The organism is Pedococcus aerophilus (genome assembly GCF_039532215.1).
GTDB classification, from domain to species: Bacteria; Actinomycetota; Actinomycetes; order Actinomycetales; family Dermatophilaceae; genus Pedococcus; species Pedococcus aerophilus.
Genome location: NZ_BAAARN010000004.1, coordinates 249,438 through 270,486, shown reverse-complemented (window position 1 = coordinate 270,486; position 21,049 = coordinate 249,438). Strand labels below are relative to the sequence as shown.

The following is a 21,049-nucleotide window of genomic DNA, read 5'->3' as shown; positions in this document are numbered from 1 at the left end:
ACCACGCGGCATACCCTGCGTCGGTGTCCGACCGCTATGGCTCCGATGTCCTCTCCGGCGACTGGAAGGTCCCCCCGCGGGGACGCTCCCGCGAGGTGGAGGCCGAGACCGGTCTGGTCGTCGAGGACGTCGACACCGGCTGGTGCGGCGCCGTCGTGCGCGTCGAGAAGGCCGGCGGCATGCGCGTGGTGCACCTCGAGGACCGGCGCGGGCGCACCAAGGGTTTCCCTATGGGGCCCGGGTTCCTGCTCGACGGGGCTCCCGTGATCCTCACCCCGCCGACTGCCGCGGCCCGGGCGCAGCTCGCCGAGGCCAGGGCCGCGACCTCACGGACCGCGTCCGGATCGCGCGCCGTCGAGGGTGCCAAGGCCCGGGTGGCCAGTGGTTCGCGCATCTTCGTGGAGGGGCGGCACGACGCAGAGCTCGTCGAGAAGGTGTGGGGCGACGACCTGCGCATCGAAGGAGTCGTCGTGGAGATGCTCGACGGAGTCGACGACCTCGCCGGCGCCATCCGCGACTTCCGTCCCGGTCCGGGACAGCGGATGGGGGTCCTCGTCGACCACCTGCTCCCCGGCACCAAGGAGGACAAGGTCGTGCAGGCCTGCCGCAAGGGCCCGTATGCCGCGCACGTCAAGATCCTCGGCCACCCGTACGTCGACGTCTGGCAGTCGGTCCGCCCCGAGCGGCTCGGCCTGCGGCAGTGGCCGGTGATCCCGCGCGGGCAGTCGTGGAAGCACGGCATCTGCCACCACCTCGGGTGGCAGGCCGACAGCCAGGCCGACATCGCCCGCGCCTGGAAGCAGATCCTCGGGACGGTGCGGTCCTACGCCGACCTCGAGCCGACGCTGCTCGCCAGCGTCGAGGAGCTCATCGACTTCGTGACCGAGCCGGGGCACTGACGTCGGGGTCGTCCCTGACCTGCCCCTGACCCGCCCCTCGCCAGACCCCGAAAGTCCTGTCCGCGCGGCCGACCATGCGTTTGACTGGTGGCACACCACCACGGAGGAGCACCATGACCGAGCAGCCCCAGTACCAGCCCCCCACCGACCAGCCCACCTCACCGGCCTACGGCGCGCCCGCCGCCCCGATGACGCCGGAGCAGGAGAGGAACTGGGCGACGTTGTCCCACGTGGTCCCGCTCGTCGCGATGGTCCTGAGCGCCGGCACCCTGGGCTTCGTCGGCTCGCTGGTCATCTACCTGATGTACAAGGACCGCGGCCCGTTCGTGCGCCAGCACGCCGCCAACTCGCTGAACATCCAGATCATCACGGGCATCGTGCTGCTCATCTCGTTCCCGCTGATGATCGTGCTCGTGGGCTTCTTCACCTACGGGCTGGCGCTGCTGTTCGCCTTCGTCATCCACATCATCGCGGCCGTCGCCGCGAACAAGGGCGACTGGTACTCCCCGCCCTTCACGCCCAGCTTCGTGAAGTGACCGTGGGCTAACGCAGTCCGAGCAACCGCCGCACCACGGTGTCGGCCAACAGGCGGCCCCGCCTCGTCAGCACCACCCGCTGACGGCGCAGGGCCGCTGTCGCGTCCACGAGCTCGTCGGCGATCAGCCCGGCGACGGCGGTGCGCCCTTCCGGCTGCAGGTCGTCGAGCGGTAGCCCCTCGACCAGGCGCACCCCGAGCAGCACCCGCTCGTCGTACCGCTGCTCGTCGGTGAGCGTCTCGCGGCCGTGCGCCGGGCTCGTCCCCGGTGAGGCGACGCGGGCGGCATACGCATTGGGGTGCTTGACGTTCCACCACCGGACGCCACCGACGTGGCTGTGCGCGCCGGGGCCGATCCCCCACCAGTTGCCGTCGGCCCAGTAGCCCTCGTTGTGGCGGCAGCGGGCGTCCTCGCGGGTGGCCCAGTTGCTCACCTCGTACCAACCGAAGCCGGCCGCGGTGAGGTGCTCGTCGGCGATCTCGTACTTGGCCGCCTCGTCGTCGTCCTCGGGCGCCGGCACCTGCCCGCGACGGACCTGGGCCGCGAGCTTGGTGCCGTCCTCGACGACGAGGGCGTACGCCGAGACGTGGTCGGGCCCGAGGTCGGTCGCCGTCCGCAGGCTCGTGCGCCAGTCGTCGAGGCTCTCCCCCGGCGTGCCGTAGATCAGGTCCAGGCTGACCTGGAGCCCCGCGGCACGCGCGGCGTCGACCGCGCGCGAGACGTTGGCCGGGTCGTGGGTGCGTTCGAGGGTCCGCAGCACGTGCGGGACGGCGGACTGCATCCCCAAGGAGACCCGGGTGAACCCTGCGTCCGCGAGCCGGCGCAGCCCCTCGGGGGTCACCGAGTCCGGGTTCGCCTCGGTGGTCACCTCGGCGTCGTCGGCCAGCCCGAACCGCTCCCGTATGCCGCCGAGCATCGCCGCGAGGTCAGCCGCGGCCAGCATGGTGGGGGTGCCTCCCCCGATGAACACGGTCTGCACCTGCGGTGCCCGGTCGCCGAGGACGGCAGCAGCGAGGTCGAGCTCGCGCACCGCGGCACCGGCGAACGTCGCGACGCTCGCGCCGTCGTTGCCGAGCTCGGTGAGCGTGTAGGTGTTGAAGTCGCAGTAGCCACAACGCACGGAGCAGAACGGCACGTGCAGGTAGATCCCGAACGGCCGGATCGGCAGGGTCGCCAGAGCGGACTCGGGCAGGGCGCCGTCGGCGGGTGCGGGATCTCCGTCGGGAAGGGCGCTGGGCATGCGGTCATCCTCTCAGCAGCCGCGCCGACCGCCGTCGTCGGCTGCGGCTACCGTCGTCGGATGCGCCACCTCACCGACGCCGACGTCGAGGCCCTCCTGCCCCCTCCCGCCGACGCGGTCCGGCTCGTTCACGACGCGCTCGTCGCCCTGGCCCGGGGCGAGGCCGAGGTGCCGGCGAAGCCAGCCGTCCACGCGCCCGGAGGAGCGTTCGCGAACGCGATGCCGACAGCATACCCAGCGCGAAACCTGTTGGGCTGCAAGTGGATCAGCATCTTTCCCGAGAACCCGGGGCGCGGGCTGCCGACGGCCAGCGGGCTCATGGTGGTCAACGACGGTGACACCGGCGTGCCGCGAGCAGTCATGTCGGCGGGTGCCCTCACGGCCGCACGGACCGCGGCGGTCTCGGGCGCCTGCGTCGCGGCCCTCGCCTCCCCCGGCGCACCCGTGGCCTTCACCGGGGCCGGGGTGCAGGCCCGCTCGCACCTGCGCGTCCTTGACGCGCTGGGGCACCACGACGTGACGGTCTACGCCGGCCGCAGGCGCGGGACGACCTCACCGCCTGGGCCGCCGAGCACGTCCCGGCGGTGCGGTTGGAGGTGACGGGGGACGTGCGTGAGGCGGTCGAGGGACGGCCGGTCGTCGTCACCGGTCTGTCCATCGGGCTCACGGACACCTGGCTCGACCCGTCCTGGCTGGACCCCGAGGCGCTCGTGCTGCCGCTGGACTACGCGAGCTCGGTGGGACCCGACCTGGCGCGCACGGCGGTGCTCGTCGCCGACCACGTCCCGCAGTTCGAGGCGGTCCGGACCGGTCCGGCGTGGGGCGACTACCCGGCCGCCTCGGCGTGGACCGGCGACCTGCTCGACGCCCCTCGACCCCGGGGGCGCGTCGTCTGCCAGAACCTCGGCAACGGCCTGAGCGACCTCGTCGTCGCAGCCGCCGTCGTGGACGCCGCCGAGGGGCAGGGTGCCGGACACCTGCTGGACACCGGCTCCGCGTAGGGTCCAAGGGTGAGCACCTCCCGCTGGATCGACCTCGACGGCGTCGTCAACATGCGTGACGTGGGCGGCCTGCCCACCACGGACGGGGGCACCGTCGCCACCGGCCGACTGCTGCGTTCGGACAACCTCCAGGACCTCAGCGACGCCGACATCGACCACCTCGTCGAGGTCGTGGGCGTCAGCGACATCGTCGACCTGCGCAGCAACGTCGAGGTCCACATCGAGGGACCGGCGCCGTTGCAGGCGCGTGGCCTCGCCACCCACCACCGCTACTCGCTCTTCCGCGACGACGAGCGCGAGATCACCGCCGAGGACGCCCTCGTCGTCCCGTGGTCGAAGAAGAACCAGAAGGCTGCCGACGCCCGCCCACGGCTCGACGACGACTACTGGGCCAGCCACTACCTCGGCTACCTCGCGGACCGGCCGGACTCGGTCCTCGGCGCGCTCGAGGTCATCGCGCAGTCGCCCGGCGCGACGATCGTGCACTGCGCCGCGGGCAAGGACCGCACCGGCACCGTCGTGGGCCTCGCGCTCTCGGTCGCCGGGGTGTCCGACGAGGACGTCGTTGCCGACTACGTCGCGACGGGTGAGCGCATCGAGAAGATCGTGGGGCGGCTGACGGCGCGTCCGGCGTACGGCGAGGTCCTCAAGGGCCAGCCGATGGACCACCACCGCCCCAGGCCGGAGACGATGACCCGGATCCTCACGGTCCTGGCCGAACGGCACGGCGGTGCGAGCGGCTGGTTGCAGGACCAGGGCTGGAGCAGCTACCAGGTCGGGGAGCTCCGCGGCCGCCTGCGCGCATGACGCGCCGCACCGACGACGTCCGCCCGCGGGGTCGGCGGCGCGCGATGCGCGTGCTGCTCGTCGACGACCGTGACCGCCTGCTGCTCTTCCGCGACAGCGACCCCGGTATGGAGCCGGTCCCCCACTGGTGGATCACGCCGGGTGGCGGGGTCGAGCCAGGCGAGTCCGACGTCGACGCCGCGGTGCGCGAGGTCTTCGAGGAGACCGGGATCGAGGTCTCACCGCAGGACCTCGTCGGCCCGTTGGCGACCCGTGTCGTCGTGCACGGGTACAGCGACGTCGTCACGACCCAGGACGAGGCGTTCTGGTACGTCAGGGTGCCGGCGTTCGAGGTGAGCACCGTCGGGCACACCGACCAGGAGCTGCTCACCATGACCGCGCACCGCTGGTGGACGCGGGACGAGCTCGCGGCGACGGACGAGGAGATCTGGCCACGCGCCGTACTCACGCTTTGGTCCCTCGCCGAGGACATCGCCGGGCCCACCACCGAGGACACCGCCGAGGCCGCCCGTGAGGACGTCTCCGCTGGTGGCACGACGCCGCCGCTCGACCTCGGCACCGTGGAGGAGTCCACCGTCCCGGTCTGACAGCTGCTGACGCGCAACCGGTCCGGGGAGGGCAGATCGCGGCTATCGTCCGGGAATGGACATGCTGCGGGGGGGACAGATCGCCCAGGCCGGGTTGACCGACTGGCGCAAGCTGGCGCAGGGGCTGCACGCGCGGTTCCTCGTCGACGACTTCGCGGCCGGCGCCCGGTTCGTCACCGCTGTGGGTGAGGCGGGAGACGCGCTGGGCCACCACCCGAGCGTGGGGCTGGGGCCGGGATACGTCGACCTCAAGCTGGTCACCGACGACGCGATCTACCGCGAGGACGACGGCACCGAGCACGTCGTCCAGTGGCCGACCCAGCAGGACGTCGACCTCGCCCGCGAGGTCTCCCGGGTCGCTGCCGAGCACGGGCTGACCGCCGACCCGACATCGGTCAGCGTGCTCGAGCTCGGCCTCGACACCCGCCGTTCGGCGACCATCGCCCCGGTCTGGGCCGCGCTGCTGACCGGTGACCCCGCCGCCCAGGGCCGCGGGACGCCCGGGGACGAGGTCCGCGACGCGACCGGGCGGGTCCCGAACCTGTGGTTCGGCGACCCGGACGAGAACGATGGTCGGCCCCAACGCTTCCACGTCGAGGTCTACGTGCCGGCCGAGGTGGCCGAGCAGCGCCTCGCCGCCGTCGTGGCCGCGGGCGGCACCGTGGTGGACGACAGCGAGGCACCCTCGCTCGTCGTCGTGGCCGACCCAGACGGCAACCGCGGGGTGCTCTGCGTCGCCGAGCCACCGTCCTCGAGCTGAGACCCCCGGCGGTCGCGTCACCCGGCCGTGGTCACCGGGCGGAACCGCAGCGCCACCGCTCCCGACCGGAACTCCCGACGGTCCAGCGGCTCGAGCCTGACGCGTTCGCGCAGCCCCGAGAGCAGGGTCGGACCATGACCGGCCAGGACCGGGTGCACGACGAAGGTGTACTCGTCGATCAGCCCCAGGTCGGCCAGTGCCAGGGGCAGGGTCACGCCCCCCACGGACAGGCCGTCGCCCGGTTCGTCCTTGAGCCGCTGCACCGCTTCCCGCAGGTCGCCCGTGAGCAGCTCGGCGTTCCAGTCGACCTCGGCCACGGTGCTGGACACGACGTACTTCGGCTTCTGGTCGATGGACTCGGCGAACGGGATGTCCTCGTCACCCATCCAGTCGGGCCACCCGCCGTCCGCCGGCCGCCGCCACGCCGACTCCATCATCGAGTAGGTCACCCGGCCGTAGAGCAATGCGTCGGCGCGCTCGAGCTCGGCCGTCCAGAACGCCATCGACTCCTCGTCGGGAGGCAGTCCCGCCTCGTGGTGGCAGCAGCCGTCGAGCGTGACGTTGATGCCGTACCGAAGTGGTCTCATCGGAGTACTCCCTCAGTGGCAGGGCGGGTTTTCGGACTCTACCCAGCCCTGTGCCGCTCGGGAACAGCACTGACGCGGGTCACCGGGTCGGCTTGTCGGTGACCCAGAGCCGGATGGTCCCCTCGACCACGGCGGTGCCGTCGGCCCGGGTCGCGACCACGCGGACGGGGACCTCGACGTCGCCGGCCCGCGCCCAGTCGGCAGGGTCGGTGGTGGCGACGCAGGTGATGTCGGTCGTCGCCTTCGCGGCGTAGTCGACCTCCATGCCCTTCGGTATCCAGCGGCGGTGCGTCGGGATCGTCGCCTCGGCGAGCGCGCCCATCGCCGCCTCGAGCCCGTTGCAGATCGCGATGACGTGCACGGTGCCCAGGTGGTTCTGGACCCGGCGGCGCCTGCGGATCGTCAGCACGGCACGGTTCGGCCCGAGCTCGACGAAGCGCGGTCGCGCGGTGCGGAAGTACGGAGCCGCCTGCTCGAATACGAGCGAGAAGACCGTCCGTCCGCGGGGCAGGCGCGAGAGCCGTCGGTAGAGCGCGTAGGTGTCGACCATGCGGCGATATTACCCATGGGTAACCGCACCGAGTTGCTCCCCTTCATCAGCTTTGGGTGTCCAGACGGTCGGACTTCCGACTGTCAGGACACCCAAAGCTCGACGAGGACCCACCGGGGTCGACGAGACCTACTTCTTGGCCTTCTCGCCGTCGTTGGACAGCGCTGCGATGAACGCCTCCGGCGGGACCTCGACCGAGCCGATGTTCTTCATCCGCTTCTTGCCGGCCTTCTGCTTCTCGAGCAGCTTGCGCTTGCGGCTGATGTCGCCGCCGTAGCACTTGGCCAGGACGTCCTTGCGGATCGCCCGGATGTTCTCGCGGGCGATGATCCGCGCGCCGATGGCGGCCTGGATCGGCACCTCGAACTGCTGGCGCGGGATGAGGTCCTTGAGCTTGCTGGCCATCATCACGCCGTACGCGTAGGCCTTGTCCTTGTGGACGATCGAGGAGAAGGCGTCGACGGTCTCGCCCTGGAGCAGGATGTCGACCTTGACGAGGTCGGCCTCCTGCTCACCGTCGGGTTCGTAGTCGAGCGAGGCGTAGCCGCGGGTGCGCGACTTGAGCTGGTCGAAGAAGTCGAAGACGATCTCCGCGAGCGGCAGCGTGTAGCGCATCTCGACGCGCTCCTCGGACAGGTAGTCCATGCCGCGCAGGTTGCCGCGCTTCTGCTGGCACAGCTCCATGACGGCGCCGATGAACTCGCTCGGCACGAGGATCGTGGCGCGCACGACGGGCTCGGTGACCGAGGAGACCTTGCCGTAGGGGTACTCGCTCGGGTTGGTGACCGTGAGGACCTTGCCGTCGTCCATCGTCACGTCGTAGACGACGTTGGGCAGGGTCGAGATGAGGTCGAGGTCGAACTCGCGCTCGAGGCGCTCGCGCACGATCTCGAGGTGCAGCATGCCGAGGAACCCGATGCGGAAGCCGAACCCGAGGGCCGCCGACGTCTCGGGCTCGTAGACCAGGGCCGCATCGTTGAGCTTGAGCTTGTCGAGGGCGTCACGCAGGTCCGGGTAGTCGGAGCCGTCGATCGGGTAGAGCCCCGAGAACACCATCGGCTTGGGGTCGCGGTAGCCGCCGAGGGCCTCCTTGGCCGGCTTGGCCGCGTTGGTGACGGTGTCACCGACCTTGGACTGCCGCACGTCCTTCACCCCGGTGATGAGGTAGCCCACCTCGCCGACCCCGAGACCCTTGGCCGGCGCGGGCTCGGGTGAGCTGACGCCGATCTCGAGGAGCTCGTGGGTCGCCTTGGTCGACATCATCGCGATCTTCTCGCGGGGGTTGAGGTTGCCGTCGATGACCCGGACGTAGGTGACCACACCGCGGTAGGTGTCGTAGACCGAGTCGAAGATCATCGCGCGCGCCGGGGCGTCGGGGTCGCCGACGGGGGCCGGGAGCTGGCGGACGATCTGGTTGAGCAGCGGCTCCACGCCCTCGCCGGTCTTGCCGGAGACGCGCAGGCAGTCCTCGGGCTCGCAGCCGATCAGTCCGGCGAGCTCCTCGGCGAACTTCTCCGGCTGAGCCGCCGGCAGGTCGATCTTGTTGAGCACCGGGATGATCGCGAGCTCGTTCTCCATGGCGAGGTAGAGGTTCGCCAGCGTCTGCGCCTCGATCCCCTGCGCTGCATCGACGAGCAGGACCGCACCCTCGCAGGCGGCGAGCGACCGGGACACCTCGTAGGTGAAGTCGACGTGGCCGGGGGTGTCGATCATGTTCAACGCGTACGTCGTGCCGTCGAGCTCCCACGGCATGCGGACGGCCTGGCTCTTGATCGTGATGCCGCGCTCGCGCTCGATGTCCATCTTGTCGAGGTACTGCGCGCGCATCGCGCGACCGTCGACGACACCGGTGACCTGGAGCATGCGGTCGGCCAGCGTGGACTTGCCGTGGTCGATGTGGGCGATGATGCTGAAGTTCCGGATCAGGTCCGGCGGCGTTGCGTGCGGCTGCAGCGCGGTGCGGGCCATCGGGGACACGGGTGGACTCGACCTCACGGGTGGGACGGCGGGGAACGGTTCATCCTCCCACGAGCGGGACCGTGCGCGTGACCTGCCCATGACGCCACGCGGCGGCACCGCAGGCGCGCCGACCCTCAGGCGGTGGGCGCCAGGAACGCCAGGGCGGTGTCGAGGGCGTCCGACGCCGCCACCTCGACGTCCGGCAGGACGCCCGCGCCCTCCCAGTTCCCCCCGGTGCGGGGGCTGACCGACCTGGCCACCGGAAGGCTGAGCTCCAGCTGCGGGTGGACGGACACCCCGATCCGGGGGTGGGCACCACCGCGGGTGCGCTCCCCCACGACCGTGGCCCGCCCCAGGTCCTGCAGGTCGAACGCCACCGCCTCCCCACCGGAGAACGTCTCCGCCGACGTGAGCACGGCCACCGGCTTGTCGGGTCCGAACCGCCTTCCCGCGAGCGCGGACTGGGTCCAGTACTGGTGGGTGCCGCCCTCGCGGGACTCGACGTCGCCCAGGCGCACCGGCTCGGGCTCGAACAGGTGGCTCAGCAGGAGCACGACGCCGTCGGGGCTCCCGCCCCGGCACCCACGGACGTCCAGGACGAGGGCATCGGCGTCCGCCACGAGCGACATCGCCGCGGCGACGGCGTCGCCGCCCATGGCCGGGTGGCAGAGCACCGGGCCGAGCACGACGACGCCGACCCCGGAGGCCGTCCGCTCGACCCGCTGCACGCCCCCGGCGGTGCGGCGGGCCTCCTCACGCCAGTAGGCCTCCAGCGCGGCCGGGTCCTGCTCCCCCATGGCACCGTCGGCGTGGAAGAGCAGGCGCAGGTGCAGGTCTGCGGTGAGCTCGTGCAGGTGCGCGGTCACGGCGACGGCGAGGTCCTCGGGACCGGTGCACGCGGCATACCTGCCCGCCGCGGCGGCGGCACGCAGAGCCTCCGCGACGCGCGGCGCGACCTCCGGGAGGACGTATCGGGCGTCGACGAGCTCCGCGCAGTGCTCGAGGATCGGGGTGGTCCAGGTGGCCGTGAGGGTGTCGGTCGTCATGCGTCCGAGGGTGCGGCCCCCGTTGACAAAGCGTCAAACTTTCTTGACGCTTGACGGGTGACCCCTGACGACGTGGGCGACGCGGACGTGGTCGAGGCGGATGTGGTCGAGGCGACCGAACCCGCCCAGCTCAAGGCCCTGGCCCATCCCCTCCGCAACCGGATCCTGTTCACGATCGGGCAGGAGGGCGCCACCGTGAGCCAGCTGGCGAAGCGGCTGTCCTCCAACAAGGGCAACATCGCCCACCACCTCATGGTCCTGGAACGGGCCGGTCTCGCCCGGGCGGACCGGACGCGCACGGTGCGCGGTGGCACGGAGCGCTACTGGGTCCGGACCTCTCGACGACTGCGCACCCCGAGCGGGCCGCAGGGCGCTGACCACACGGCCGCGCTGTTCGGGGCCGTGGCCCAGGAGCTGGCCACCGCGGTCGGCGAACCGCTCATGCACCTGCGTCGGGTGCGGCTGACGCGCGCCCAGGCGCAGGCCCTGTCGGCACACCTCGAGCGCGTCATCGAGGGCCTCGACGAGGCACCGGTCGGCGAACCGACCCACGGCGTCCTGGTCAGCGTGTTCGAGCGACCTGGGCGGAACGGCGGCCGGTGATGCCGGACGCCAGCGCGATGCCGACACCGAGGACCGCGAGCACGGCGCCGAGCCGCGAGGGCCACTCGTACCCCAGGCCCGCGGAGAGCACGATCGAGCCGAGCCAGGCGCCGAGGGCGTTGGCGAGGTTGAGGGTGGAGTGGTTGAGGGCGGCGGCGAGCGACTGCCCCTCGTGGGCGACGTCCATCAGCCGGGTCTGGAGCATGGGCACCAGTGCGCTGGGCAGCAGCCCGAGCATGAAGACGGCCACGACCGCCAGCCACTTCGACGCCGCGACGGCGGGGCCGAAGAGCGCCAGCATCACGGCGATCGTCCCCATGACGACGACGATCCCGCGCAGGAGGCCGAGCCTGGAGACCGGCCCCGAGGCCATGGCGCCGGCGGTCATGCCCACGCCGTAGACGGCGAGGATGAGCGGGATCGCGCCCTTGCTGAACCCGCCGAGCTCGGTCATCGTCGGCGAGATGTAGGAGAACGTCGCGAACATCCCGCCGAAGCCGACCGTGCCGATCGCGAGCGCGAACCACACCTGCGGACGACGCAGGGCCGAGAACTCCGACCGCATGGTCGCGCCACCGTCGGGCGGGCAGAACGGCACCCAGCGCCACACGGCGAGCACGGTGATGGCGGCGAGGACGGCCACGGCTGCATACGGCCACTGCCAGCCGTAGGACTGACCGAGGCGCGTCGTGAGCGGCACCCCCACGATGTTGGCGACGGTCAGCCCGGTGATCATCATCGACACGGCCCAGGTGCGGCGGTGGGCCGGCACCAAGGAGGCCGCCACCAAGGCACCGACGCCGAAGTACGCGCCGTGCGGCAGGCCCGACAGGAAGCGCGCGGCCATGAGCAGCCCGTAGCTGGAGGCCAGCGCGGACAGTCCGTTCGCGACGGCGAAGCCACCCATGAGCCACAGCAGCAGGGTCTTGCGGGGCATCTTCGAGCCGAGGGTGGCCAGCACGGGGGCACCGACGACGACACCGGCGGCGTACGCCGAGACGACGTGCCCCGCGGTCGGGATCGAGATGCCGACACCGGCGGCGACCTCGGGCAGCAGGCCCATGGTCACGAACTCGGTCGTGCCGATCGCGAAGCCACCGATGGCGAGCGCGAGGAGCGCGAGGTTGGTGTGGGTCGAGCGGACCGGGGGGCCCACCGGGTCGACCATCGGGTCGATCGCCGGGGCGGCCGAGCGGTCGGCGCCGTCGAGGGCGCCGGGAGCGGGCGCGGCAGGTGCGGGCGGGGCGGACTCGGTCACAGCGGTGCAACAGATCGTGCGTGGAGGTGCATTCCCCGAATGTCCCACGCCCTGCGCACGCCTCGACGCGAGCCACCACGGGCCGAGACATACGATCGACCCCGACGCCGACCACACATCGAGGGGACCATGGCCGAGCAGACCCAGGCACCACAGCAGCACCCGAGCGGCGCGCACCCGCTCGACCAGTTCGCCACCCAGGGTGGCCCCGCCGGACCGTCCGGCCCGGAGGGGCCGTTCGCACCCCCCGGGTTCCGTCGACGCGTGCGTTCCCACCTGCGCCACCCGCTCGAGAACCTCTGCCTCGTGCTGGTCATCCTCGGGTCGGTCGTCGTGTGGTCGTTCTGCACGTACGAGATCACCTCGGCGATCATCGACCGGCGCGACCCCGACCCCTATGCCGTCCTGCTGCTCGCGGCACCGGTCCTCGTCTACTTCCTGCGTGGCCAGCTCTACGCCCAGCAGCGCCTCACCGGGGTGAAGATCAGCGAGACGCAGTACCCCGAGGCGCACCAGATGCTCCTCGACGCCTGCGCGCACTACGGGCTGCCCAAGGTCCCCGACGCCTACGTCGTGCTCGGCAACGGCATGATCAACGCCGCCGCCTCGGGGCACGGGTTCAAGCGGTTCATCTTCCTCTACAGCGACCTGTTCGAGATCGGCGGCGAGGCCCGCCAGCCCGACGCGCTGCGCTTCATCATCGGCCACGAGGTCGGCCACATCGCCGCAGGTCACACGAGCTACTGGCGCATCGTGGCCATCAGCGGCTCCCAGTGGGTGCCGTTCCTGGGCTCCGCGCTGAGCCGGAGCCAGGAGTACACGGCCGACAACTTCGGCTACTCCCTCGTCCCGCACGGCAGCGCCGGAGCCATGTCGACCCTGGCCGCGGGCAAGTACCTCAACCGCACCGTCGACGTGAACGCCTTCGCCGACCGTGCCACCACGGAGAAGGGTTTCTTCGTCTGGCTCGTCAACGCCCTCGCCAGCCACCCCGTCCTCGTCTGGCGATCGCACGCGCTGCGTGACCGCCGCCGGCCCGGACGCCTGCTCTGGCGGCCAAGGGCCAACGCCTGACCGTGGGGGTCGACTACCACCGCACGTCGCGCCGCCCCGAGTTCGCCGACCTGCCCGACGAGGTGTGCAGGCTGCTCGCCTCGGTGGCCGGGTCGCCTGTCGCGGTGGCACGCCCCAGCGTCACCTCGGGTTTCACCGGCGCCTTCGCCGCCGTCCTCGAGCTCGCGGACGGGCGCCGGGTCTTCGCCAAGGCGGCAGGGCCGGCCGCGCCGCACGCCCGGGTCGCCCTCCCCCAGGAGGCCTCGGTCCTCGGCCGGCTGGACCGCGTCGCCGGCCGGCTCACGGCACCGGCGCTCATCGGCGCCGGCAGCACCACCGTGCCGGACCGCACCACCGGAACGGACGACGTCACGGGAGCGGACGACACCGGAGCGGACGGCGACTTGTGGCAGGTCATCGTCCTCGAGGCGATCGACGGGCGCATGCCCGGGATCCCGTGGACCGAGGCCGAGGTCGCCCTCGTCCACGACACCTGCCGCGCGCTCGCCGCCGTGCCACCGGCGGAGGTCGCCGCGATCACCACCTCGTCGCTGGCCACCGATGTCGGGGGCGACCCGGTCGCCCGCGCCACCCTCGACGAGCTCGCCGCCGGCACCCGCGCCTGGCCCGCGCACGTCACGCCCCTGCCGGCGCACCAGACGGCACAGGTCGCGGCCCTGGGGCACCTGGCCGGGGAGCTGCTCGAGGGCGAGCACCTCGTGCACTCCGACCTGCGCCCCGACAACCTCCTGCTGGACACCTCCGGGCGGATCCGCGTCGTCGACTGGAACTGGGTCACCCGAGGACCGGCCTGGGCCGACTTCGTCGGCCTGTGGCCGCTCATGGCCAGGGACGGCATCGACGTGGCGGCCCTGGCCGAGTCGTCGCCGCTGACCCGGGACGCCGACCCCGAGGCCATCGACGCGTTCCTCGCGGTGCTCGCGGGGTACATGCTCACCCACGCAGGCCACCCGGCACCACCACCGCCGACGCTGGCTGCCCTGCGGGACCACCAGCGCCTGCTCGGCCAGCTCTGCCTCGACCTCCTCGCCACCCGCCGTGGGTGGTCTTAGTACCAAGAGACACGTGGTGGCTGCTACCGCCGTCGCCCTAGCGTCGCGGCCATGACTTCACCCGCCGGCCCCCGCGTCCTGCTGGTGTCGCACGACGGTTACGGCCTGGGCCACGCCCGCCGCAACGTTCGGCTGGCTGCCGCGGTCCACCGCCGAGCGCCCGGCGCCGACGTCACGGTGGTCACGGGCATCTCGAGCCGGCTGGGTTGGCTCGAGGACGGGCTGACGACGATCGAGCGGGTCCCCTCCGTCACGAAGGGGGCCTCCGGCCACCGCGAGGGAGCCGGGCGACCGCTCGCCGAGGTGCTCGCCGAGCGCTCCCAACGGTTCGCGGCGGTCGTGGAGCAGGTCCGCCCGGACGTCGTCGTGGTCGACCGCCACCCGTTCGGCGTCGGTGGGGAGTGGCGCCGTGGGCTGCGGCTCGCCAAGCGGGCGGGCGCGGCCGTGGTCCTCGGGTTGCGGGACGTCCTCGACGACCCGGCCACGGTCCGCCGCGAGCTCGCGGGGCCGGACTGGGACGGCGCGGCCGACCTCCTCGACCAGGTCCTCGTCTACGGGACCCCCCTGTTGTGCGACCACCAGAATGAGTACGGACTGGACCTGCCCCTCACCTACTGCGGCGTCGTCGTCGACACCCCGCGGCCCAGTCGCTCGCGGCGTGACCTGCTGCTGGTCTGCTCCGGCGGCGGCGCGGACGGCCGCGCCGTCGGGGAGCTCGGGGCGCACCTGACCCTCACCCCCGGCCTGCGCGAGACGGTGCTCGTCATGGGCCCGGCCGCCGCGCAGGGGCGCCCCACCGACAGCCAGGCCCACGTCCGCGTCGTCGCCAGCGTCCCCGACTGCGGCGAGCTGTACGTCCGCGCGGCGGCCTGCCTGCAGATGGCCGGCTACAACTCGACGTACGAGGCGCTGGCCGCGGGCCTGCGCCCCATCCTCGTGCCGCGGGTCCAGCCCCGGCGCGAGCAGGTCATCCGGGCCACCCGCCTGGCCCACCTCGGGCTGGCCGACGTCCTCGACGGCGACGCGACCGTGAGCGACGTCGAGTGGATGCTGCGCCAGCCACGTCGACTCGCCCCCGGTGCCCTGCGCCGGGCAGGCATCCGGACCAACGGCGCCGACGTCGCCGTGGGCCACCTCCTGTCCCTCGCCGGCGCGGTGGCGGTGGGTGTCGCATGATCGAGGCCCTGCGCACCTTCCGGCCGTATGCCGCCCGCTACCGCGGCATGCTCCTGCTCGGGGCCCTGCTCGCCGTCGCGGAGGTCATCGTCCGCCTGGCCGAGCCGTGGCCGCTGCGGATCGTCGTCGACCACGTCGTCTCCCCCGACCGGACCCCGCTCGCCGGCATCGAGAACCGCTCCACTGTGCTGCTGCTCGCCGTCGCGCTGCTGCTCGTCGTGGTCGGCCTCGCCGCGAGCCTGGACTACTGGTCGAGCAGGCTGCTGTCCACCGCGGGGCTGCGGATGTCGGCCGACGTCCGCGGGGTGGTGTTCTCCCACCTGCACCGGCTGTCGCTGGGGTTCCACGGCTCCCAGCGGGTCGGGGACCTGTCGACGCGGGTCACCAGTGACGTCGACCGGGCCCAGGACATGATCGTCCAGGCCCTGGCCGTCATCGCCCCCAACGTCATGCTCGTGGTCGGGATGTTCGGCGTGATGCTGTTCATGGACCCGGCGTTCACCCTCGTGGCCCTGGCGCTGACCCCGTTCCTCGTCTTCGCCGTGCACCGTTCCACGGTCCAGCTCAAGGCCAGCAGCCGCCGGGCCCGCAAGGCCGACGGGCAGGTGGCCGCGGCCGCCACAGAGAGCCTGGGCCTGATGAGCATCGTCCAGCTGTTCACCCTCGAGCGTTCGCAGCGGGCACGGTTCGACGAGCTCACCCGCACGAGCCTGGACGCCGGACTCGAGTCGGCGAGGGTCCAGGCCCGGTTCAGCCCGATGGTCGACCTCACGGCCGCCCTGTCGGCCGCGGTCGTGCTGTGGTTCGGCGCGGGTCGGGTCATCGACGGCGATATCACCCTCGGCGCACTGCTCGTCTTCGTCTCCTACCTCGGCACCCTGTACAAGCCGCTCAAGGCGCTTTCCCGCGTGAGCACCACCTTCGCCAAGGGCACCGCGGCGAGCGAGCGGGTCCAGGAGGTCCTGGCGACGGTGCCCGAGATCCGTGACAGCACAGGGGCGCTCGACGCGCGGCGACTGCGTGGCAGCGTGGAGTTCTGCGACGTCCACTTCGACTACGGCGGCGAGCCCGTCCTGCGCGGCATCGACCTCGCCGTCGCTGCCGGTGAGACCATCGCCCTGGTCGGGCCGACCGGAGCGGGCAAGAGCACGCTGGTGTCGCTGATCCCGCGACTGGTCGACACGCGCCGCGGGTGCGTCCGGGTCGATGCCCTCGACGTGCGCAGCTACCGTGTCGAGTCGCTGCGCTCTGAGGTGGCCATGGTCCTGCAGGACTGCGTGCTCATGAGGGCGACCCTGGCCGACAACATCCGCGTGGGCCGCCCCTGCGCCACCGACGCGGAGGTCGCCCGGGCCGCGCGGTTGGCGCTCGTCGACGAGTTCGCCGACCGGCTCCCCGACGGGCTCGACACCATGGTCGGCGAGCGTGGGGCCAGCCTGTCCGGTGGCCAGCGGCAGCGGGTCTCGATCGCCCGCGCCATCCTCCGTGACGCCCCGATCCTCATCCTCGACGAACCCACGTCGGCCCTCGACGGCCGGTCCGAGGCGGCCCTCGTGGAGGCGTTGTCCAACCTGCCCGCGGACCGCACCACGTTCATCGTGGCGCACCGGCTCTCCACCATCCGGCGGGCGGACCGTGTCGCGGTCCTCGACGGCGGGCGCATCGTGCAGCTGGGCACGCCGCAGGAGCTCGCCGCCCGGCCGGGCCCCTTCCGTGACCTCGCCGACCACGGTGGAACGGTCACGGCAGGAGGACGGTCGTGAAGGTGCTCTACGTCCTCAAGCGGTACCCCCGGCTCAGCGAGACCTTCGTGGTGCGGGAGATCCTCGGCGTCGAGGCGCGGGGCGTCACCGTCCTCGTCGACGCGCTGCTCCCCCCGGAGGACGAGCCGCGCCACCCCGAGGTCGACCGCGTCAGGGCGCTGGTGCGGTACCTGCCCCGGCGGCCCGTTCGGCGCCACGTGCTGGTCGCCGCGGCGCACCTCGCCGTCCGACGACCCGTCCCCCTGGCGACCGAGGTGCTGCGGGCGGCCCGCAGGGTCCGTCGGCTGCGCCGAGCCGGTGACCAGGCGCTGGCGCGCAAGGTGTGGCGCCAGCTCGGCCTGTCCGTCCTCGTGGCCGACCGGGCCCGGTCCGAGGGCGTGACCCAGGTGCACTGCCACTTCGCTACCGCGGCCTGCGACGTCGGCGTTCCGGCCGCGGCGATGGCCGGGGTGCCCTCGTCGGTCACCGTCCACGCGAAGGACCTGTACCACCGCGACAACGTCGAGGAGCTGCCGCTGCGCCTGGCTCGGGCCTCGGCCGTGGTGACGGTGTCGGCCTACAACCTCGAGCACCTCGGCACGGTGCTGGGTCCCGCTCGACGGCCGCTGCTGCGCCACGTCCCGAACGGCGTGGCCCTGGGTGAGGTCAACCTCGACGGCGTCGGTGACCGCGCGGCACCGGTGCTGTGCGTCTCCCGCCTCGTCGCGAAGAAGGGCATCGACACCCTGCTGCGGGCGCTGGCCCTGGCCGCCGTCGACGACGAGGGGCTGCGGCTCGAGGTGATCGGGGGCGGCCCCCTCGACGCCGAGCTCATGGCGCTCGCCGCCGACCTCGGGGTGGGCGACCGGGTCCGGTGGTGGGGGCCGCAGCCGGCCGGCGTCGTCGAGCGCAGCTATGCCCGCGCCGGCGTCGTGGCGCTGCCGTGCCGCATCGACGAGGACGGTGACCGCGACGGCCTCCCCACGGTTCTCGTCGAGGCGCTGGCCCGCGGGGTTCCCGTGGTCTCCACCGACGTCGTCGGCATCCCCGAGCTCGTGCGGCACGGCGAGACCGGCCTGATCGTCCCGCCGGACGACCCGCCTGCCCTGGCCCGCGCCCTGTCCGAGCTGCGCGGCAACCCCTCCCTGGCCCGCCGGTTGGGTGGGCAGGGACGCGACCTCGTGCGGGCGGCATACGACCCCGCGGCCTCGGCCGCGCAGCTGCAGCGCACATGGTCGCAGGTGGCGTCGTGAGGATCCTCGTCCTCTGCACCGACCAAGGCGTCCGCGTCCCCGGCACCAAGGGAGCCGCCCTGCACCTGGGGGCCGTGACCCGGGCGTTCGCGCAGCTCGGGCACGAGGTGCTGCTCATGGGGGTGGCCGGGCACGACGCGCCGGACGTCGACTGCCGCACCTGGCTGCTCTCCCACCCCGGCCGTGCCGAGGGCCGCCAGCAGGAGCTCAACAAGCTGGCGCTCACCGCGCAGTTCGCGACGCGCGGCCTCGACGTGGCCGTGTCCTTCGCGCCGGACGTCGTCTACGAACGGCTCTCGCTGTTCGGCACGGCGGGCCTGGCGCTCGCCGACGCCACGGGTGCCGAGCACGTCCTCGAGGTCAACGCCATCCTCAGCCGTGAGCAGTCCCGCTGGCGCGGGCTGCACCATGTCGAGGAGGCGGTGCGACGCGAGGAGCTGACGCTGTGCGGCGCCGACCAGGTCGTCGCCGTCAGCGACGAGGTCGCGCAGGCGGTGCGCGAGGTCCGCGGCGAACGGGTCCACACCGTCCCCAACGGGTTCGACGAGCAGCTGTTCGAGGCGGAGGTCGACCGTGATGCCGTGCGCGGTGGCTGGGGCGTCGGGGGGCGGGAACGGGTGGCCGTGTTCGTCGGCACCTTGCGTCCGTGGCACGGGGTCGAGCACGCCGTCCGGGCCCTGCCCCATGCTCCCCGGGAGGTCCGCCTCGTCGTCGTGGGCGACGGACCCGGTCGCCTGGAGCTCGAACGGCTCGCCGAGCAGTGCAGGGTGAGCGACCGGGTCGTCCTCACGGGGGCGCTGTCGCACACCGACGCCGTGGCGGCGGTCCGGTCCGCGGACCTCGGGCTCGCGCCCTACCCCGAGCTGGACGACTTCGCGTTCTCCCCGCTCAAGCTCTACGAGTACCTCGCGGCCGGACTGCCGTTCGTGGCCTCCCGGCTGGGCCAGATCTCGGCTCTGGTGGACGAGTACGGCTCGGGTCTGCTCGTCCAGCCCGGTGACCCACTGGCACTCGCCGAGGGCATCCGCTCGACCGTCTCCGACGCAGGGGCCGCCGACCGCGCCGACCGGGCCAGGACGCTGGCCTTCGACCGGTGCGGGTGGCGGGCCCGCGCGTCACAGATCCTGACCCTCACGACACGGACAGGAGTCGCAGTCCCATGACCACCCACCCCGGCCGAGCCCTGCTGGCCGACGACCCGGTGCTCGCCGCCCACCTGGACGCGGCCCGCCACGAGCACCAGCTGCTCGACCCCGGGCTGCAGGTCACGGCCATGCTGCGCCACCTGCCGGGAAGGCGGGCGGCCCTGCTCGCCGAGCGCGAGAGCACCCCGCTGGTGGTCAAGGTCTTCTCCTCACCGCGGGCCCGGGGCAACCATCGACGCCTCGAGGCCATGGGGCGGGCCGGCCTCGCCGCGATCACCCCCGCGTCGCTCGGGGTCGCCGCCAACGGGCACGTCGGGGTACTGACCTACACACCTGGGCAGGTGCTCGACATCGTCGACGACGACCAGTTCCTCGTCGGCGCCAGCGGAGCCGGTCTCGCCCTGGCGCGGCTGCACCAGTCCGGGACCGAGCTCGACCGCAGCTGGACCTGGCAGGACGAGGTGGACCAGCTGGTCCGGCGGGCTCCTGCATCCCTCCTGCCGGTGGCTTGGGGGGCCCAGCACCGCCCCCTGCGGACCGGGCCGCTGGTGCCCTCCCACCGCGACTTCCACCCCCGCCAGATCGTGCTCACACTCGACCACACCGTGCGGCTGATCGACCTCGACGACGCCGCCATGGCCCCCGCAGGGCTCGACGTCGGCAACATGGTGGCCCACCTGCGTCGTGAGGCGCTCGTGCATGGCCGGGCCAGTTGTCTCGTCGAGACCGCCGTGCGCGCGTTCCTGTCTGCCTACGGCGCCACCCCCGCCGGCCTGGAGCAATGGGTGCAGCTGGCCCTGATCCGGCTGGCCGGCCTGGCCGAGACCCGCCACCACGACCTGCCCCAGCGAGACGCCCTGCTCACCATGGCCGGCCCCACCCTCACCGCGCCGGAACCCCGGACGATCACCGTCGTCACGGGGCACACCGACCGACCGGTGCGCATCGAGGAGCGTCCCGGTGCGGCGCCGGTGGTCCTCAAGGAGTACCGCGCTGGGGCAGGCAGCGAGGTGCACGAGGTCATGGAACAGCTCTGGGCATCGCCATTCGGTGCCGGGCGCAGCCCCCGACCTGGTATGCCGCGCCCGCTGGCCTTCTCGGCCCAGCGCCACACGCTCACCATGGAGTTCCTCCCGGGCGAACCGGTCGCCACGCGAGGCGACCTCGGGTCGAGCCTGGTGGTCGCCGACGAGGCGGCCCGGCTGCTGGCCGACCTGCACGCCAGCGCGGTCGGGGTGGAGCGCGCCCGACCGCTCCACCGGCTCGTGCGGTCCGCCGCCCGCAAGGCCCGCGACCGCAAGGACGATCCCACTGCGGCGGAGTTCACCGCCACGCTCGTCGCCCTCGACGAGGCGATGGGCCGACAACCCGACGAAGGACGGGCCGTGCTGACCCACGGCGACTTCTCGCCGCGCAACGTCCTGCGGACCCCGACGGGCCTGGCGCTGATCGACTTCGACCGTCTCCAGCTGGCTGCACCGGCCCGCGACGTGGCGTACTGGGGCTCCTGGCTCTGGACGACGAACGTCCTGGCCGGCCGCCCCGTCGACGAGTCGTGGGCCCTGTCCGAGCCCTTCACCGCGGCCTACGGCCGATACGCTCCCGGCGCCGTGCCCGAGGCGCGCGTCCTCGCCTTCCACCGGGCCCTGGCCCTCGTGCGGATCGCCCACGGCTGGAGCGCCCTCGCCTCCGACTCCGGGGCTGTCCGCACGATCCTCGCGGAGGCCCGGACCCAGCTTCTCCTCGCCTGACACGACCCATCCCCCGGTAGCGT

General features: G+C 72.7%; 21 protein-coding genes. 15 read left to right on the top strand and 6 right to left on the bottom strand.

Going from position 1 to position 21,049, the window contains the following annotated elements; translation table 11 throughout:
* Nucleotides 1–23 precede the first annotated feature (23 nt).
* Both ABD286_RS15830 and ABD286_RS15825 read left to right on the top strand, forming a co-directional pair.
* Entirely contained in the window at nt 24–899 is an 876-nt protein-coding gene (locus ABD286_RS15830) for a DUF3097 domain-containing protein (RefSeq protein ID WP_344195185.1), read from the top strand.
* 113 nt (nt 900–1,012) lie between these two features.
* Entirely contained in the window at nt 1,013–1,435 is a 423-nt protein-coding gene (locus ABD286_RS15825; RefSeq protein ID WP_344195183.1) for a DUF4870 domain-containing protein, read from the top strand.
* 7 nt (nt 1,436–1,442) lie between these two features.
* Here the strand turns inward: ABD286_RS15825 and hemW are convergent, their stop codons facing one another.
* Nucleotides 1,443–2,675, bottom strand: coding sequence for a radical SAM family heme chaperone HemW (gene hemW / locus ABD286_RS15820; RefSeq protein ID WP_344195181.1), 1,233 nt, complete (start codon nt 2,673–2,675; stop codon nt 1,443–1,445).
* Between the two features lie 60 nt (nt 2,676–2,735).
* Between hemW and ABD286_RS15815 the strand changes: the two genes are divergently transcribed.
* From ABD286_RS15815 to ABD286_RS15795, 5 genes are read left to right on the top strand one after another with little or no spacing between them, the layout of a single operon-like run.
* Complete coding sequence (locus ABD286_RS15815; RefSeq protein ID WP_344195179.1) at nt 2,736–3,275, top strand: hypothetical protein; 540 nt, start codon at nt 2,736–2,738, stop codon at nt 3,273–3,275.
* Between the two features lie 8 nt (nt 3,276–3,283).
* Nucleotides 3,284–3,676 (top strand): hypothetical protein, encoded by a 393-nt coding sequence (locus ABD286_RS15810; RefSeq protein WP_344195177.1) that lies wholly within the window; start codon nt 3,284–3,286, stop codon nt 3,674–3,676.
* Nucleotides 3,677–3,685: 9 nt separating this feature from the next.
* Nucleotides 3,686–4,483, top strand: a complete 798-nt coding sequence (locus ABD286_RS15805; protein WP_344195175.1) for a tyrosine-protein phosphatase — start codon at nt 3,686–3,688, stop codon at nt 4,481–4,483.
* The gene (locus ABD286_RS15800) at nt 4,480–5,070 is read left to right on the top strand and encodes an NUDIX hydrolase (protein ID WP_344195173.1); all 591 of its coding nucleotides are present in this window, start codon (nt 4,480–4,482) and stop codon (nt 5,068–5,070) included. The genes ABD286_RS15805 and ABD286_RS15800 overlap by 4 nt, the downstream gene beginning before the upstream one ends.
* A gap of 55 nt (nt 5,071–5,125) precedes the next feature.
* Nucleotides 5,126–5,830, top strand: a complete 705-nt coding sequence (locus ABD286_RS15795; RefSeq protein WP_344195172.1) for a VOC family protein — start codon at nt 5,126–5,128, stop codon at nt 5,828–5,830.
* Between the two features lie 17 nt (nt 5,831–5,847).
* Here ABD286_RS15795 and ABD286_RS15790 read toward each other — a convergent pair whose 3' ends face one another.
* The 4 genes from ABD286_RS15790 to ABD286_RS15775 form a co-directional block, all read right to left on the bottom strand.
* Nucleotides 5,848–6,417 (bottom strand): dihydrofolate reductase family protein, encoded by a 570-nt coding sequence (locus tag ABD286_RS15790; protein ID WP_344195171.1) that lies wholly within the window; start codon nt 6,415–6,417, stop codon nt 5,848–5,850.
* A 79-nt stretch (nt 6,418–6,496) separates the two neighbouring features.
* Nucleotides 6,497–6,967, bottom strand: coding sequence for a hotdog fold domain-containing protein (locus tag ABD286_RS15785; protein WP_344195170.1), 471 nt, complete (start codon nt 6,965–6,967; stop codon nt 6,497–6,499).
* A gap of 129 nt (nt 6,968–7,096) precedes the next feature.
* The gene (gene lepA / locus ABD286_RS15780; RefSeq protein WP_344195514.1) at nt 7,097–8,935 is read right to left on the bottom strand and encodes a translation elongation factor 4; all 1,839 of its coding nucleotides are present in this window, start codon (nt 8,933–8,935) and stop codon (nt 7,097–7,099) included.
* A gap of 125 nt (nt 8,936–9,060) precedes the next feature.
* Complete coding sequence (locus ABD286_RS15775; protein WP_344195169.1) at nt 9,061–9,972, bottom strand: S41 family peptidase; 912 nt, start codon at nt 9,970–9,972, stop codon at nt 9,061–9,063.
* A 57-nt stretch (nt 9,973–10,029) separates the two neighbouring features.
* Here ABD286_RS15775 and ABD286_RS15770 point away from each other — a divergent pair, with 57 nt between their 5' ends.
* Nucleotides 10,030–10,575, top strand: a complete 546-nt coding sequence (locus ABD286_RS15770) for an ArsR/SmtB family transcription factor (RefSeq protein WP_344195168.1) — start codon at nt 10,030–10,032, stop codon at nt 10,573–10,575.
* On the opposite strand, the gene ABD286_RS15765 is transcribed toward ABD286_RS15770, so the two are convergent.
* Nucleotides 10,535–11,833 (bottom strand): MFS transporter, encoded by a 1,299-nt coding sequence (locus ABD286_RS15765; RefSeq protein WP_344195167.1) that lies wholly within the window; start codon nt 11,831–11,833, stop codon nt 10,535–10,537. The two genes, ABD286_RS15770 and ABD286_RS15765, sit on opposite strands and share 41 nt — an antisense overlap.
* Nucleotides 11,834–11,962: 129 nt before the next feature.
* Here ABD286_RS15765 and ABD286_RS15760 point away from each other — a divergent pair, with 129 nt between their 5' ends.
* Genes ABD286_RS15760 through ABD286_RS15730 form a run of 7 tightly spaced genes read left to right on the top strand, consistent with a single transcriptional unit; the run spans nt 11,963 to nt 21,026 of the window.
* The gene (locus ABD286_RS15760; protein WP_344195166.1) at nt 11,963–12,907 is read left to right on the top strand and encodes a M48 family metallopeptidase; all 945 of its coding nucleotides are present in this window, start codon (nt 11,963–11,965) and stop codon (nt 12,905–12,907) included.
* A gap of 2 nt (nt 12,908–12,909) precedes the next feature.
* Entirely contained in the window at nt 12,910–13,959 is a 1,050-nt protein-coding gene (locus tag ABD286_RS15755) for a phosphotransferase (RefSeq protein WP_344195165.1), read from the top strand.
* Between the two features lie 51 nt (nt 13,960–14,010).
* A complete protein-coding gene (locus ABD286_RS15750) occupies nt 14,011–15,135 on the top strand; it encodes a hypothetical protein (protein ID WP_344195164.1) in 1,125 nt (374 codons plus the stop codon).
* On the top strand, nt 15,132–16,898 hold the full coding sequence (locus ABD286_RS15745; RefSeq protein ID WP_344195163.1) for an ABC transporter ATP-binding protein: 1,767 nt from the start codon (nt 15,132–15,134) through the stop codon (nt 16,896–16,898). The genes ABD286_RS15750 and ABD286_RS15745 overlap by 4 nt, the downstream gene beginning before the upstream one ends.
* Nucleotides 16,895–18,130, top strand: coding sequence for a glycosyltransferase family 4 protein (locus tag ABD286_RS15740; protein ID WP_344195162.1), 1,236 nt, complete (start codon nt 16,895–16,897; stop codon nt 18,128–18,130). The genes ABD286_RS15745 and ABD286_RS15740 overlap by 4 nt, the downstream gene beginning before the upstream one ends.
* Complete coding sequence (locus ABD286_RS15735) at nt 18,127–19,293, top strand: glycosyltransferase (protein WP_344195161.1); 1,167 nt, start codon at nt 18,127–18,129, stop codon at nt 19,291–19,293. The genes ABD286_RS15740 and ABD286_RS15735 overlap by 4 nt, the downstream gene beginning before the upstream one ends.
* Complete coding sequence (locus ABD286_RS15730) at nt 19,290–21,026, top strand: phosphotransferase (RefSeq protein WP_344195160.1); 1,737 nt, start codon at nt 19,290–19,292, stop codon at nt 21,024–21,026. Before ABD286_RS15735 ends, ABD286_RS15730 begins: the two co-directional genes overlap by 4 nt.
* The last annotated feature ends 23 nt before the right edge of the window (nt 21,027–21,049 follow it).

What these genes read in the sequence shown, in the direction of transcription:
- ABD286_RS15775 (WP_344195169.1), bottom strand. Translation starts at nt 9,972, where the DNA reads ATGACGACCGACACCCTCACGGCCACCTGGACCACCCCGATCCTCGAG.
- ABD286_RS15760 (WP_344195166.1), top strand. Translation starts at nt 11,963, where the DNA reads ATGGCCGAGCAGACCCAGGCACCACAGCAGCACCCGAGCGGCGCGCAC.
- ABD286_RS15800 (WP_344195173.1), top strand. Translation starts at nt 4,480, where the DNA reads ATGACGCGCCGCACCGACGACGTCCGCCCGCGGGGTCGGCGGCGCGCG.
- ABD286_RS15790 (WP_344195171.1), bottom strand. Translation starts at nt 6,417, where the DNA reads ATGAGACCACTTCGGTACGGCATCAACGTCACGCTCGACGGCTGCTGC.
- ABD286_RS15825 (WP_344195183.1), top strand. Translation starts at nt 1,013, where the DNA reads ATGACCGAGCAGCCCCAGTACCAGCCCCCCACCGACCAGCCCACCTCA.
- hemW (WP_344195181.1), bottom strand. Translation starts at nt 2,675, where the DNA reads ATGCCCAGCGCCCTTCCCGACGGAGATCCCGCACCCGCCGACGGCGCC.
- ABD286_RS15745 (WP_344195163.1), top strand. Translation starts at nt 15,132, where the DNA reads ATGATCGAGGCCCTGCGCACCTTCCGGCCGTATGCCGCCCGCTACCGC.
- ABD286_RS15730 (WP_344195160.1), top strand. Translation starts at nt 19,290, where the DNA reads ATGACCACCCACCCCGGCCGAGCCCTGCTGGCCGACGACCCGGTGCTC.
- ABD286_RS15785 (WP_344195170.1), bottom strand. Translation starts at nt 6,967, where the DNA reads ATGGTCGACACCTACGCGCTCTACCGACGGCTCTCGCGCCTGCCCCGC.
- ABD286_RS15750 (WP_344195164.1), top strand. Translation starts at nt 14,011, where the DNA reads ATGACTTCACCCGCCGGCCCCCGCGTCCTGCTGGTGTCGCACGACGGT.
- ABD286_RS15815 (WP_344195179.1), top strand. Translation starts at nt 2,736, where the DNA reads ATGCGCCACCTCACCGACGCCGACGTCGAGGCCCTCCTGCCCCCTCCC.
- ABD286_RS15795 (WP_344195172.1), top strand. Translation starts at nt 5,126, where the DNA reads ATGGACATGCTGCGGGGGGGACAGATCGCCCAGGCCGGGTTGACCGAC.
- lepA (WP_344195514.1), bottom strand. Translation starts at nt 8,935, where the DNA reads ATGGCCCGCACCGCGCTGCAGCCGCACGCAACGCCGCCGGACCTGATC.